Below are 13781 nucleotides of genomic sequence, written 5' to 3'. Positions count from 1 at the left end.
CCCGCGCCGAACGGGCCCAGGCCGCCCGCCGCCGTGCCGCCGAGGTGGCGGCGGTGGTCGCCGAATCGGCCGAGCGGATCGCCGCCGAACTGGAAACCGTGGTGGGGGAGGCGGCCGCGCGGCGCGACGAGCTGGTCCGCCGGCGTACCGAATGCGCCGGCCAGGTGGATCAGATCAAGGAGCGGGTGCGCGCGCTGAGCACGCAACTCACACAGCTGACCGACGCCGTGCATCGCGACGAGGTCGCGCGGGCCCAATCCGCGCTGCGCATCGAGCAATTGGAAACCACCATCGCCGAGCAGTTCGGCATCGCGCTCGACGAACTCGTCGCCGAATACGGTCCGCACGTGCCGATGCCGCCGACCGCCCTGGAGATACAGGAGTACGAGCAGGCCCGCGAGCGCGGCGACCAGGTGAGCCCACCGCAGGAAATGCCCTACGACCGCGCCACCCAGGAGCGCCGCGTCAAACGCGCCGAGAAGGATCTCGCCACCCTCGGCAAGGTCAATCCCCTGGCGCTGGAGGAATTCGCGGCCCTGGAGGAGCGCTACAACTTCCTGTCCACCCAACTCGAGGATGTCAAGAAGGCCCGGCAGGATCTCCTCGATGTGGTGGCCGAGGTCGACGCCCGCATTCTGCAGGTGTTCACCGAGGCCTACGAGGACGTGGAACGCGAATTCGTGCAGGTTTTCGGCCGCCTGTTCCCCGGCGGCGAGGGACGGCTGCTGCTGACCGATCCCAGCGATATGCTCACCACCGGTATCGAGGTGGAGGCGCGGCCGCCGGGTAAGAAGGTGAAGCGGCTGTCGCTGTTGTCCGGCGGCGAGAAATCCCTTGCCGCCGTGGCGTTTCTGGTGTCGATCTTCCGGGCCCGCCCCTCCCCGTTCTACGTGATGGACGAGGTCGAGGCGGCCCTGGACGACACCAACCTGCGCCGCCTGATCGGGCTGTTCGAGCAACTGCGGGAGAAGTCGCAGCTGATCGTCATCACCCACCAGAAGCCGACCATGGAGATCGCCGACGCGCTGTACGGCGTCAGCATGCGCGGCGACGGCATCACCCAGGTCATCTCGCAGCGACTGCGCGGGGAGAATCTGGTGGGCGCGACGACCTAGTCGCCCGCCGCGAACCGGGACTTCAGAACCGCGGCGCCGGTGGTGGCCAGCCAGGTCTCCAGGCTCTGCAGACCGGGATGGAACGAGCGGGTCTGCTCGATATCGGCATGCCAGCCGTGGCCCTGATGGCTCAGGCGCCAGGTATTGCCGATCTGTTCACCCAGTGCGTCGGCCTCCGCCTCGGTGATTTCGCGATACCGCACCGGATATCCGGTCGCGCGGGAGATCAGCTCGACGGCGGCGGCGGGGGTCACGGCGTCGCCGGCGAGTTCGAGTGTCTGCCCGGAGAACCGTTCGGGATCGGCGAACGCCAGCGCGGCCACCGCGGCGATATCGTCGACCGCGATCATCTGTGCCGGTCGATCGGCCGGAAACAGATGGACGTTCACCCCGTCGACGAAGCCGTCGAGCGGCATACCCTGCGCCAGATAGTTCTCCATGAACCGGACCGGGCGCAGCACGGTGTAGCGCATGCCGCTGTCGGCCAGCGCCTGCTCGATCTGCCGCTTTCCGGTACTGCCCCAGGAGATTTCCTTGTCGAACGAGGCCACACCGGTGAAGACGACGTGGTCGGTTCCGGCGGTCCGGGCGGCCTCGATCACGGCGGCACCGCGGGTCGTCTCCAGGTCGACATCCCAGCCGTCCGGCCCGAAGGCCGCCGGTGGAACGAGGAAGACGCCTCGTGTCCCGGCTACCGCCGCGGTCAGGGTGGCTGGTTCGTCGAAGTCGCCGACGGCCACTTCCGCGCCGAGGGCGGCGAGTTCGCGCGCCGCCTCGGCAGCGGGATCACGGACCAGGATGCGGACCGCGACGTTGTCGGCGAGCAGCGCGCGGGCCGTGGCGCCGCCCTGCTTGCCGGTCGCGCCGGTGACGAGAACGAGGTTGTTCTGAAAGGTCATTTCGGAGGAGCCCTTCGGTAGAATCGGGTCGGTCGACCCGTATTCGCACGATAGGAGCAGCGTTGTCGTCTCCGCTATTCGCCGACGCGGGGTTTCGTTACGGGGTGCGCGAACCGGCGCCCGCAGCGCCGGGCACCCGGATCGACGCGCGCCGCAACCGGGCTCGTGTCCTCGCCGCCGCCCAGCGGGCCTTCGCCGAATCCGGAACGTCGGTGTCGCTGGCCGAGATCGCCCGCCGCGCCGGTGTGGGGGCGGGCACCGTGCATCGCCATTTCCCGACCAAGACCGACCTGCTCGAGGCCGTGCTGCAGCAACGGATCGACCAGCTCACCGCGCGGGCGTTGATGCTGCGCGACGATCCGGACCCCGCCGCGGCCTTCCTGGCATTCTGCGCGGAGGTCGTCACGCGCACGCCCGGGAACAAGGCGATGTGCGATCTGCTCGACGCCGACGACGGCTGGCCACGGATGCTGCTCCGGGATGCGGGCGAGCGATTTCACCTCGCCCTCGGGCAGCTGCTGGAGGCGGCGCGGCGTGCGGGCGGGGTGCGTGCCGACCTGACCCTGGCCGACGTGCTGGCGATCTTCGCCGGTTGCGTTGCCATGCAGCGTGTTTCGACTGCCCGCGACGAACTGTCCCGCCCCGCCGCCATGCTGCTGGCGGCGATGCGAGCCGACTCGGCCGTAACGAAACCGGCGAATTTTTCTCTCGGCCGTAACGAAACGACGGTGGCCGACGGGAATCGTGACAGCGGGAGTTGCCCGATCTGCGGGGCGCACGTGGCGCATGCGGAGACCGGACGGCCCGCCCGGTACTGCTCGTCCGCGTGCAGGCAGAAGGCCCACCGGCTGCGTCGTGCCGCGAGTGCGGCGGGAAGGAATCCGGTCGGCATCGAGTGATCCACGGCGCCATGGGGTTCGGCACTTCGTCGACGGACCGGGTTCTGCGGTACCCGTCTGCGGCCATCCGGCCGCGGGCGTGCAGACCGATTCAGCGCGCCGCCGGCCGCAGCCCGTCGAACACAATGGCGAGCACTCGGTCCACCGCCGCCGGATAAGACTCCCCGGGCTGGGCGTAGACCTGCACCGTCATCAGGAGACCGACTTCGGTGAGGCCGACATCGGTGCGCAGGTCGCCGTCGTGCTGGGCTCGCCGGATCAATTCGCCGATCCGGTCCAGAACTCCCGCACGCACCGCGCCGATCCGCGGGTCGGTGCGGACCATCACGTGGACGGCCGGTTCGATGGCCGCCGCCAGCGCACCCAGGCGCAGCAGTGCGCACTCGCGCAGGAACCGGCACAACCCGTCCCATGCCGTCGCTTCCTGCGCACCCGCCGATTCGGCCATGCGGGCGAGGCGGTTCAGGTGTGCCTGGGCGGTGGCGACCACCAAGGCATCGCGGTCGGGGAACCGGCGATACAGCGTGCCGACTCCGACCCCGGCGCGATCGGCGATCAGCTTCATCGGGACATCGGTGCCGCGCTCGGCGAAGACGTCCAGGGCGGCCAGCAGGATGTGATCGCGATTGCTGCGCGCGTCGGCTCGCAGGGACTCCGGGTCGATCGGCTCCGAAACCATCGGCGGCTCCAATCGTGCTCAACAAGTGGACGAATTGCGTCCGTTTAAATTACCATCGACCTAAGCGGACGAAAATCGTCCACTTGAGAAAGGTGGCGACATGGTTGACGTACTCGTCTCCGGCGCGGGGATCGCGGGATCGACGCTGGCCTACTGGCTGAGCCGACACGGATTCGAGGTGACCGTGGTCGAGCGGGCTGCCGGGCTGCGCTCCAGCGGCAACCCGGTCGACGTGCGCGGACCGGCGCTCGAAGTGGTGAGCGCCATGGGCGTGCTGCCCGAATTGCATGCTGCCGCAACGGCCGTGGATCGCCTGCGGTTCGTCGATGCGCGGGGCCGTGGGCGCGCCTCGATGCGCGTCGGCGATCGAGAGCGCGGTGAGGTGGAGCTCGCTCGCGCCGATCTCGCCACCATTCTCGCCGGGGCCTCCCGCGACCACGTCGAGATGCGCTGGGGTGACAGTATTTCCGAGATCGAGCAGTCCTCGTCGGGAGTCACCGTCGGGTTCGAGTCGGGGGAGCGGGCGCACTACGACTACGTGCTCGGCGCCGACGGCCTGCATTCGGCGGTGCGCCGGCTGACCTTCGGCGACGACCGGGAATTCGTGCGGCACATGGGGATCTACATCGCCACCGTGCCCCTCACGCGGGCGGCGGGCGCCGGGGACGAGGTGGTCATGTACAACTCGCCGGGGCGGTCGGTCTCGGTCCATCCCGCCGGTGGCCGTCCGATCGCGGCCTTCATGTTCCGGCGCGCGCCGGTGGCCGGTCTGGATCACCGCGACGGTGAGGCGCAGCGCCGATTGCTGGTCGCGGCATTCGCCGGGCGGATGGGACCGTTCGAGGATGTGCTGGACGAGGTGCGCGCCGGGGGTGAGCTCTACTTCGACGCCGTCAGTAAGGTGTCGCTTCCGCGCTGGTCGCGGGGCCGGGTCGCCGTCGTGGGAGACGCCGCCTCATGCCTGTCGCTGTTCGGCGACGGATCGAGCCTGGCCATCGCGGGCGCACACACCCTGGCCGAGGAGCTGGCGCGGGCGCCGCACGATCCGGATACGGCGTGGGAACGCTACGAGCGGCGGCATCGCGATCGGATCGGCGCATCACATCGAGGGGTTCGATTCGCCTCGGCGCTGATGGTGCCCGGGTCGCGTCCGGCTATCGGGTTGCGCAATACCGCGGTCCGCCTGTTCGCGGCTGCGTGACGCTCGCCCGATCGCCGATCCGGCGAGCGACTACAACAGGTCGCTCACGTCGTCGGGGACGTCGACGGCGTATTTGCGCAGGGTTTCCATCGGCACGACCTCGAGTGCGTTCTCGTGGGTCGCGGCCAGGACGACCGGCGCGGCCACCCCGTCCTCATGGGCGTGCAGCCACCGCACCGCGACCACACACCAGCGGTCGCCGGGTTGCAGTCCGGGGAAATTGTTCTCCGGGCGTGGGGTCAGCAGATCGTTGCCGATCGATTTCTGATGCTCCAGGAACTCCTGGGTCACAACAGTGCAGACGGTGTGGCTACCCAGATCCTCGGGGCCGGTGCTGCAGCAGCCGTCCCGGTAGAAGCCGGTGAGAGGATCGGTGCCACACTCCTCCAGCGGTCCCCCAAGCACATTTCGATCGGTCACGAGCCGATCCTATTGTCTCTGTGTCGGATTCGCCGCGCCTTGGGCGGTTGGTATCGGGACGGTTGCCGGTGATGCGTGGCCGGACGGCTTATCGTCCGACGTCGTCGGCGTGTCGGACGTACTCGGACAGTTGCGCGGATAGTGACGAATCGCCCGTACCGTCGCGGGCGCAACACCCGCCTGCCGCCACGCAGGCGCGTTCGCGGGTTCTGACAGGATGGGAACCGTGACTGCGCAAGCCTGGATTCTGATCGCCGCGATCGTCGCCGTACTACTGGTGGCGTTCGTTGCCGGATTCGTCCTGTACAAGCGCCGCCGAGTGAGTATCACCCCGGCGGAGGAGCAGGACAAGCAGCTGACCGACCGATCGGGCGGGTACACCGCAGCCGGTGGCTTCAACTTCAGTCAGGGCGGTGCGGGCTCCGGCACGCTGACCCCACCGCGGCCCGAACCGGTCCCGATCGAACGCACCGACGACGAGGGTCAGCCGCACGTCGGCGACGACGCCGCCATCCCGCGCGACTCGGTGCGCCGGACCATCACCGACGTGCGATTGCCGGAACCGGAAACCCTCGCCGACCGCCCGGTGGACGGGGCGAGCGCGACCGCGCCGACCATCGAACCGGAAACGACGGAAACCCCCGGCGACGGTGTGGCCGCCCCGGAAGCCCCGGAAGCCCCGGCCGAGGGCCCCGCCGCGCCGCCGTCGACCGACGGCGCCACCGCGGTCACGCCCGCCCCCGTCGAGACACCCGAATCCGCTCCGGTGGATTCGGCTCCGACCACGGCGCCGAGCACCCCGACCGCACCTACTCCGACAGCACCGACCCCCACCGCACCGGCGCCCCAGCCCACCGCGGTGGAGGAGATCGAACCCACCGCCGGCCGCCTGACCCGCCTGCGCGGGCGGCTCTCGCGGTCGCAGAACGCGGTCGGCAAGAGCCTGCTCGGCCTGCTCGGCGGCGGTGACCTCGACGAGGACTCGTGGGAAGAGATCGAGGACACCCTGGTCATGGCCGACCTCGGCACCTCGGTCACGACGACCGTGGTCGAGCGGCTGCGCGAGGAATTGGCCGCGCGCAGCGTGCGCACCGCCGAGCAAGCGCGGCAAGTCCTGCGGGATGTGCTGATCGAGGCCCTGCGCCCGGACCTGGATCGTGCGATCCGGGCGCTGCCGCATGCCGACCATCCGTCGATCCTGCTGGTCGTCGGTGTGAACGGCACCGGTAAGACCACCACGACCGGCAAACTGGCGCGCGTCCTGGTCGCCGACGGCCGGCGCGTACTGCTCGGCGCCGCCGACACCTTCCGCGCCGCCGCCGCCGACCAGCTGCAGACCTGGGGTGAGCGGGTCGGCGCCGATACGGTCCGCGGCCGCGAGGGTGCCGATCCGGCATCGGTGGCCTTCGACGCGGTCAGCACCGGCATCGAAGAGGGTGTCGACGCGGTCCTCGTCGACACCGCCGGCCGTCTGCACACCAAGACGGGCCTGATGGACGAGCTGGGCAAGGTCAAGCGCGTGGTGGAGAAGAAGGCCGCCGTCGACGAAGTCCTGCTGGTGCTCGACGCGACCGTCGGCCAGAACGGGCTCACCCAGGCCCGCGTCTTCGCCGAGGTCGTCGACATCACCGGCGTGGTACTCACCAAACTCGACGGCACCGCCAAGGGCGGCATCGTCTTCCAGGTGCAGCACGAGCTCGGCGTGCCGGTGAAACTGGTCGGCCTCGGCGAGGGCGCCGACGATCTGGCCCCCTTCGAACCATCCGCATTCGTCGACGCCCTCCTCGGGTAGCGGCGAGCAGCGAAAACGGCAGTTCCTCCTCATTTCGACACGATCCTCACAGTGCGCCGACATGCGCTGTGTGCGCGCTGAAACCTGGTAGCAACACGGCAAGCGGATCCGTTCACGCATGCGAAACATCGCGGCGGCACGGATGAAACACCAGATCGCGACCCTTCTGTGCAGGCTCGTTTGCCGCAGTTTCGGCCGGGCCCGAGATGAGGAGGAACAAGGTGGCGTATCCCTTGCTCGGTGTGCCCGACACCGGCGACACCGCGTGGATGCTGGCGAGCTCCGCGCTCGTTTTGTTGATGACCCCAGGGCTGGCGTTCTTCTACGGCGGTATGGTCCGCTCGAAGAACGTGCTCAACATGATCATGATGAGCATCAGCGCGATGGGCATCGTCGGCGTGCTGTGGTCGCTCTACGGCTTTTCCGAGGCATTCGGTGACAACAAATTCGGCCTGATCGGCAACCCCGCCCAGTTCTTCGGGCTCAAGGGCCTGATCGGCACCAATGCCGTCAAGGCCAGCCCGGCGGACCCGTCGACCGGCGCGTCGGCGGTGGATCAGGTGAACATCCCGCTGGCCGGCACCATTCCGATGACGGTGTTCGTGGCGTTCCAGCTGATGTTCGCCATCATCACCGTGGCTCTGATCTCGGGTGCGGTCGCCGACCGCATGAAGTTCCGCGCATGGGTGGTCTTCGCGATCGCGTGGTCGACCATCGTCTACTTCCCGGTCGCGCACTGGGTGTTCGACTTCGACGTCAAGGACGCCGCGGGCAACATCGTCCACCACGGCGGCTGGATCGCGAACAAGCTGCAGGCCATCGACTTCGCCGGTGGTACCGCGGTGCACATCAACGCCGGTGCCGCGGGCCTGGCGCTGTGCCTGGTGCTCGGCAAGCGCAAGGGCTGGCCGAAGACGCCGATGCGCCCGCACAACCTGCCCTTCGTCATGCTCGGCGCCGGTCTGCTGTGGTTCGGCTGGTTCGGCTTCAACGCCGGTTCCTCGGTGAGCTCCAACGGCCTGGCCGGCTCCACCTTCCTGACCACCACCTTCGCCACCTGCGCCGCGATGATCGGCTGGCTGGTCGTGGAGAAGTTCCGCGACGGCAAGCCCACCAGCCTCGGCGCCGCCTCGGGCATCGTCGCCGGCCTGGTCGCGATCACGCCGTCCTGCTCGTCGGTGAACGTACTGGGCGCGCTGGTGATCGGCGCGGTGGCCGGTGTGCTGTGCGCGCTGGCGGTCGGGCTGAAGTTCAAGCTCGGTTTCGACGACTCGCTCGACGTGGTCGGCGTGCACCTGGTCGGCGGTGTGGTCGGTACGCTGCTGATCGGTCTGTTCCTCACCCCGGAATCGGGTGCGGGCGCCGGCGGCGCGAAGGGCTTGTTCTACGGCGGCGGTTTCGATCAGCTCGGCAAGCAGGCCGTCGGCGCCTTCACCGTGCTGGCGTTCTCCTTCGTCGTCTCGCTGATTCTGGGTCTGATCATCAAGTACACGATCGGCATTCGTGCTTCCGAGGAAGACGAGTTCAAGGGTATGGACGAGTCGGAGCACGCGGAGACGTCATACGATTTCGCTGCTGTGGGTGGCACGGCACGTACCGCCGTCAAGGAGGCATGACGCAATGAAACTGATCACTGCAATCGTCAAACCGTTCACACTCGAGGACGTCAAGTCCGGGCTCGAGCAGGCCGGTGTGCTGGGAATGACGGTCAGCGAAGTCCAGGGGTACGGCCGCCAGAAGGGGCACACCGAGGTTTACCGCGGCGCGGAGTACTCGGTCGATTTCGTGCCGAAGGTACGGGTCGAGGTCGTCGTGGACGACGCCTCGGTCGAAAAGGTTGTCGAGGTGATCGTCGAGGCCGCGCGCACCGGCAAGATCGGTGACGGCAAGGTCTGGGTGACCCCGGTCGAATCGGTGATCCGGGTCCGAACCGGTGAACGCGGTGCCGACGCACTATAGGAGATGAAGGATTCGGGCAGCCCCGCTCCTGGCACCGGCCGGGGACGGGGCTGCCCGCATGATACGGGTGGTGGTTGCGGGTATGAGTGCAGACGAATTGTCCCAGGGCGCCAAGGAACTGGTGGCCGCCCGAGATCAACTGCTCGACGGTGGTGATCCCCGGCGCCCGCGGCTGAGCGCCGAGGCGCTGCGGCAGGCGCTGGTCGACCTGCACGAGCTGTGGTTGACCACCAAGGGCGCGGAGCTGGGCATCACCGCCGACAGCGGGCTGGCCGTGGTGGCGGTCGGAGGACTGGGCCGGCGCGAGATGCTGCCGTATTCCGATCTGGATCTGATGTTGCTGCACGACGATGTCGATCCCGCGCGGGTAGCCGAGGTGGCCGATCGGCTCTGGTATCCGTTGTGGGACGCCCACATCAAACTGGATCACAGCGTGCGGACCGTGCCGCAGGCGTTGCGCGTGGCCGCCGACGATCTCACCGCCGCGCTGGGCATGCTCGATGCCCGCCACATCGTCGGCGACGCGGAGCTGAGCAATCTGCTCATCGGGGGCGTGCGCCGCGAATGGCGTACCGGAATCCGTTCCCGCTTCGGCGAATTGGTGGAACAGGCGCAGGCGCGGTGGAAGCGCAACGGCGAGATCGCGCATCGCGCCGAACCCGACCTCAAGAGCGGTCGCGGTGGGCTGCGCGATATCCAGTTGCTCGACGCGCTGGCCATCGCCCAGCTGACCGACGCCATGCCCGGCCTGGGCCCCGACGTTCCCGGCGGAGGTCTCGAGGCCGCCCACCGCCGGCTGCTCGACGTGCGGACCGAACTGCATCGAGTGGCCGGGCGTTCCCGCGATCAGCTGCGCGCCCAGGACGCGGACGAGATCGGCGCCGCGCTGCGCATCGGCGATCGATTCGATCTGGCGCGCACGCTCAGCGATGCGGCGCGCACGGTCGTCTACTCGGTCGACGTCGGCCTGCGCACCGCCGGCAACGCGCTGCCGCGCCGCGGTCTGGCCCGGTTGCGGCGTCTGCCCGTTCGCCGACCGCTCGACGAGGGCGTGGTCGAACACGCGGGCGAGGTGGTGCTGGCCCGCGACGCGCGGCCGCGGCGCGATCCCGGCCTGATCCTGCGGGTCGCCGCCGCCTCGGCGCGCACCGGCCTGCCGATGTCGGCGACCACCCTCAACCGCCTGTCCGAAGACGCTCCCGAACTGCGCGAGCCGTGGCCGCGCGAGGCGCTCAACGATCTGCTGGTGCTGCTCGGCGCCGGCCGCAACACTATCGACGCGGTGGAGGCCCTGGATCGAACGGGCTTGTGGGGCAGGCTCTTTCCGGAATGGGGAGCGGTGCGCGACCTGCCGCCGCGCGATGCCGTGCACACCTGGACCGTCGACCGCCACCTGGTCGAAACCGTCGCCTACGCCAGTGCGCTGAGCACCCGGGTCGCCCGGCCGGATCTGCTGCTGCTCGGAGCGTTGCTGCACGATATCGGCAAGGGCCGCACCGAGGATCACAGCGTGGTGGGTGCCGAACTGGCCGACCGGATCGGTCATCGGCTGGGTCTGTGGCCCGACGATGTGCGCAGCCTGGCCACGATCGTGCGGCATCACCTGCTGCTGCCCGAAACAGCGACCCGGCGCGATCTCGACGATCCGGCGACCGCCGCCCGTGTGGTCGACGCGTTGGGCGGTGACCGCCAGCTGCTGGATCTGCTGCACACCCTCGCCGAGGCCGATTCGCTGGCGACCGGTCCGGGTGTGTGGGGGGAGTGGAAGGCGTCCCTGATCGGGGAACTCGTGCGCCGCGGCGAAGCCGCGATGGCGGGAGAGCCCGCACCGCAACGGGTTTCGCCCACGCCGACGGTGGTCGACGCGGCTGTCATGGACAAGGTCGCGGCCGGTGGCGTGCATGTGGAATTGGCGCCCGGTGACGGGCGCTACATCCACACCGTCACGGTCGTGGCTCCCGATACTCCGGGTCTGCTCTCGGAAGCGGCCGGGGTGCTCGCCCTGCACTCCCTGCGGGTGCTCTCCGCGACCTTGACGGCTTCCGGAGGCACTGCGATCGACACCTTCGTGGTGACACCGACTTTCGGCAATCCGCCCGACGCCGGTTTGCTGCGCCAGGAGCTGATCCGCGCGATCAACGGCGATCTGAAGCTGGCTTCCGTGCTGGCGGACAAGGAGCGTGAGGCGGCGGCTCGGACCAGCCGGTACGCGCAGGCTCAGCCGAAGGTGATCTGGACCGAGGTCGACCGGCCCGGCGAGGTGGTGCTCGAACTGCGCGCCGAGGACCGCATCGGCCTGCTCAGCCGGTTGGCCGCGGCGCTGGCCGCCCAGGGTGCGGATGTGCGGTGGGCGAAAGCGGACACGATGGGCTCGGTGGTGGTCGACTCGTTCGGCCTCGGCCTGGGCGAGGACGACACTCCGCCGCGGCGCCGTGCCATCGAGGCGGCGCTACTGGGGGTCGTCCCGCATCAGGAGCCGAAGAAACCGAGCGAAACGGACACCGGCGCCGATGCCGGTTAGGTTTACCAACCTCCCGCCGGTTATCGGGCCAACCTGGTCGTTTGGTCCGTAGTGAGGTAACCAGATCGTTGCGGCAACCTCTGCTGGATGTGATGTCTGCCACTCTACGATCTGTGTAGATCGTGAAGTTGATCGTGATCGCTAGCTGTTCGAGCTGTTGCTGTACCTGTCCGGCGAGTTGGGTGCGTTGAGGGGAGCAGGTCGATGGCAAACGAAGTCGTGTCCTCATCCATGATCACCAGCGATTCGACCCACCACATCGCTCGCTGTGTCGGCGGCGACCATTGGGTGGTTTCCTGGCTTCCGGGCCGGACGCTGACCGGCGGTCAGGCGGTGGCGGCCATGAAGCTGGCCGGCGCGCTCGTCGACGGCACGCCAGGTGACTCCGACTGGGCGACCCTGGACGCCATGGCACTGCCACTGGGGCTGACCGGCCGCGAGGCGGTCTATCTGGTGGCCTACGAACAGCACGACTTCAGCCGGGCCCCGCGGCCGCGGCACAGCGCGCTGTCCTGACCGCAGTCCCGGTGACGGGCCTGCCGCCCGGTCGGCGGCAGGCCTTGGACTAGGGCGAATCCACCGATCGCGGAGTTGCCCGTACCCTGGTAACCCGAGTGACGTCCCTCGACGAGACCAGGAGCGCGATCGGTGTTCGAATCCCTTTCCGACCGGTTGACCGGTGCCCTGAAGGATCTGCGTGGCAAGGGGCGTCTGTCACCGGCCGATATCGACGCGACCGCGCGCGAGATCCGGCTGGCTCTGCTCGAGGCCGACGTGGCGCTGCCGGTCGTGCGGCAGTTCATCGCCCGCGTCAAGGAACGCGCCAAGGGCGCCGAGGTATCGGCCGCGCTGAATCCCGCGCAGCAGGTCGTGAAGATCGTCAACGAGGAATTGATCGGCATCCTCGGTGGCGAGACCCGGCGTCTGCAATTCGCGAAGAACCCGCCCACGGTCGTCATGCTCGCCGGTCTGCAGGGTGCCGGTAAGACCACGCTCGCGGGCAAGCTCGCGAAATGGCTCAAGGGCCAGGGGCATACCCCGTTGCTGGTGGCTTGTGACCTGCAGCGGCCGGGCGCCGTCACCCAGCTGCAGGTGGTCGGCGAACGGGCCGGTGTGCCGGTGTTCGCCCCGCATCCGGGGACGTCGATCGGCGGAGGCGACAACGCCCTCGGCGTCACCGCCGCCGACCCGATCCGGGTCGCCGAGGCCGGCATCGAGGAAGCCGAGCAGAAGCACTACGACATCGTCATCGTCGACACCGCGGGTCGCCTGGGTATCGACGAGGAGTTGATGCGCCAGGCCGCCGGCATCCGCGACGCGGTGCACCCGGACGAGACGTTGTTCGTCCTCGACGCCATGATCGGCCAGGACGCCGTCAGCACCGCCGAGGCCTTCCGGGACGGCGTCGGCTTCACCGGTGTCGTGCTGACCAAGCTCGACGGTGACGCCCGCGGTGGCGCCGCGCTGTCGGTCCGCGAGGTCACCGGCGTCCCGATCCTGTTCGCCTCCACCGGTGAGAAGCTCGAGGACTTCGACGTCTTCCACCCCGACCGCATGTCGAGCCGCATCCTCGGCATGGGTGATCTGCTCACCCTGATCGAACAGGCCGAACAGGTCTACGACCAGCAGCAGGCCGAGGAGGCCGCCCGCAAGATCGGCTCCGGCGAACTCACCCTCGAGGACTTCCTCGACCAGATGCTGGCCATCCGCAAGATGGGCCCGATCGGCAACCTGCTCGGCATGCTGCCGGGCGCCGGCCAGATGAAGGACGTGCTGGCCCAGGTCGACGACAAACAACTCGACCGGGTGCAGGCCATCATCCGCGGTATGACCCCCGCCGAGCGGGCCAATCCGAAGATCATCAACGCCTCCCGCCGCCTGCGCATCGCCAACGGCTCCGGCGTCACCGTCACCGATGTGAACCAGCTGGTCGACCGCTTCTTCGAAGCCCGCAAGATGATGGCCGCGATGGGCCGGCAGATGGGTCTGCCGGGCGCGCGCCGCAACGCCAAGGGCAAGAAGGGGAAGAAGGGCAAGAAGGGCGGACGCGGACCGACGCCGCCGAAGGGGATGCGCGGAGGGTTCCCGGGGATGCCGGGTCTGCCGGGCGGAATGCCGGGGATGCCCGCGGCCGGGATGCCGGATCTGTCGAATATGCCCGCGGGGCTGGACGAATTGCCGCCGGGCCTGGAGGGATTCGATCTGAGCAAGCTGAAGTTCCCGAAGAACTGAGTTGTGTAGCGAGCGATGCGGGCTGCGCCTGGTGGTGCCGTCCGCATCGTTGTTCGGGGACTCG

The 13781-nt window shown here is 68.9% G+C and carries 12 protein-coding genes; 9 read left to right on the top strand and 3 right to left on the bottom strand.

Features of this window, described 5'->3' with window-relative positions; all coding sequences use genetic code 11:
* Positions 1–1115: AAA family ATPase (locus RJ03_RS17345; protein ID WP_036503681.1), on the top strand; the 1115-nt coding region annotated here is incomplete at its 5' end.
* Here the strand turns inward: RJ03_RS17345 and RJ03_RS17340 are convergent.
* On the bottom strand, positions 1112–2014 hold the full coding sequence (locus tag RJ03_RS17340; RefSeq protein ID WP_083870925.1) for an NmrA family NAD(P)-binding protein: 903 nt from the start codon (positions 2012–2014) through the stop codon (positions 1112–1114). The two genes, RJ03_RS17345 and RJ03_RS17340, sit on opposite strands and share 4 nt — an antisense overlap.
* Positions 2015–2076: 62 nt before the next feature.
* Between RJ03_RS17340 and RJ03_RS17335 the strand changes: the two genes are divergently transcribed.
* Entirely contained in the window at positions 2077–2913 is an 837-nt protein-coding gene (locus RJ03_RS17335) for a TetR/AcrR family transcriptional regulator (protein WP_232329436.1), read from the top strand.
* A 91-nt stretch (positions 2914–3004) separates the two neighbouring features.
* On the opposite strand, the gene RJ03_RS38850 is transcribed toward RJ03_RS17335, so the two are convergent.
* Positions 3005–3592: a TetR/AcrR family transcriptional regulator gene (locus tag RJ03_RS38850; RefSeq protein ID WP_051024796.1), complete on the bottom strand. Its 588-nt coding sequence runs from the start codon at positions 3590–3592 to the stop codon at positions 3005–3007.
* A 100-nt stretch (positions 3593–3692) separates the two neighbouring features.
* Here RJ03_RS38850 and RJ03_RS17325 point away from each other — a divergent pair, with 100 nt between their 5' ends.
* A complete protein-coding gene (locus RJ03_RS17325; protein WP_036503675.1) occupies positions 3693–4793 on the top strand; it encodes an FAD-dependent oxidoreductase in 1101 nt (366 codons plus the stop codon).
* Between the two features lie 30 nt (positions 4794–4823).
* On the opposite strand, the gene RJ03_RS17320 is transcribed toward RJ03_RS17325, so the two are convergent.
* Complete coding sequence (locus RJ03_RS17320; protein WP_030513055.1) at positions 4824–5213, bottom strand: DUF2237 family protein; 390 nt, start codon at positions 5211–5213, stop codon at positions 4824–4826.
* A 217-nt stretch (positions 5214–5430) separates the two neighbouring features.
* Between RJ03_RS17320 and ftsY the strand changes: the two genes are divergently transcribed.
* From ftsY to ffh, 6 genes are all read left to right on the top strand, one after another.
* A complete protein-coding gene (gene ftsY / locus RJ03_RS17315; RefSeq protein ID WP_373281709.1) occupies positions 5431–7005 on the top strand; it encodes a signal recognition particle-docking protein FtsY in 1575 nt (524 codons plus the stop codon).
* Positions 7006–7211: 206 nt separating this feature from the next.
* Positions 7212–8621: an ammonium transporter gene (locus RJ03_RS17310; RefSeq protein WP_086007268.1), complete on the top strand. Its 1410-nt coding sequence runs from the start codon at positions 7212–7214 to the stop codon at positions 8619–8621.
* 4 nt (positions 8622–8625) lie between these two features.
* Complete coding sequence (locus tag RJ03_RS17305; protein WP_030513058.1) at positions 8626–8964, top strand: P-II family nitrogen regulator; 339 nt, start codon at positions 8626–8628, stop codon at positions 8962–8964.
* A gap of 82 nt (positions 8965–9046) precedes the next feature.
* Entirely contained in the window at positions 9047–11485 is a 2439-nt protein-coding gene (locus RJ03_RS17300) for a [protein-PII] uridylyltransferase (RefSeq protein WP_245552309.1), read from the top strand.
* 204 nt (positions 11486–11689) lie between these two features.
* A complete protein-coding gene (locus tag RJ03_RS17295; protein ID WP_036503669.1) occupies positions 11690–12001 on the top strand; it encodes a hypothetical protein in 312 nt (103 codons plus the stop codon).
* A 132-nt stretch (positions 12002–12133) separates the two neighbouring features.
* Positions 12134–13717, top strand: a complete 1584-nt coding sequence (ffh, locus tag RJ03_RS17290; protein WP_036503666.1) for a signal recognition particle protein — start codon at positions 12134–12136, stop codon at positions 13715–13717.
* Positions 13718–13781: the final 64 nt, after the last annotated feature.

This window comes from Nocardia aobensis NBRC 100429, from assembly GCF_000308375.1.
GTDB classification, from domain to species: Bacteria; Actinomycetota; Actinomycetes; order Mycobacteriales; family Mycobacteriaceae; genus Nocardia; species Nocardia aobensis.
The sequence above is the reverse complement of the archived record's forward strand: the minus strand, read 5'-3'. Positions and strand labels throughout refer to the sequence as shown.

Excerpts from the sequence above, each read along its gene's own strand:
- RJ03_RS17340 (WP_083870925.1), bottom strand. The coding sequence starts at position 2,014 with ATGACCTTTCAGAACAACCTCGTTCTCGTCACCGGCGCGACCGGCAAG.
- RJ03_RS38850 (WP_051024796.1), bottom strand. The coding sequence starts at position 3,592 with ATGGTTTCGGAGCCGATCGACCCGGAGTCCCTGCGAGCCGACGCGCGC.
- RJ03_RS17325 (WP_036503675.1), top strand. The coding sequence starts at position 3,693 with ATGGTTGACGTACTCGTCTCCGGCGCGGGGATCGCGGGATCGACGCTG.
- ftsY (WP_373281709.1), top strand. The coding sequence starts at position 5,431 with ATGGGAACCGTGACTGCGCAAGCCTGGATTCTGATCGCCGCGATCGTC.
- RJ03_RS17310 (WP_086007268.1), top strand. The coding sequence starts at position 7,212 with ATGAGGAGGAACAAGGTGGCGTATCCCTTGCTCGGTGTGCCCGACACC.
- RJ03_RS17305 (WP_030513058.1), top strand. The coding sequence starts at position 8,626 with ATGAAACTGATCACTGCAATCGTCAAACCGTTCACACTCGAGGACGTC.
- RJ03_RS17300 (WP_245552309.1), top strand. The coding sequence starts at position 9,047 with ATGAGTGCAGACGAATTGTCCCAGGGCGCCAAGGAACTGGTGGCCGCC.
- RJ03_RS17295 (WP_036503669.1), top strand. The coding sequence starts at position 11,690 with ATGGCAAACGAAGTCGTGTCCTCATCCATGATCACCAGCGATTCGACC.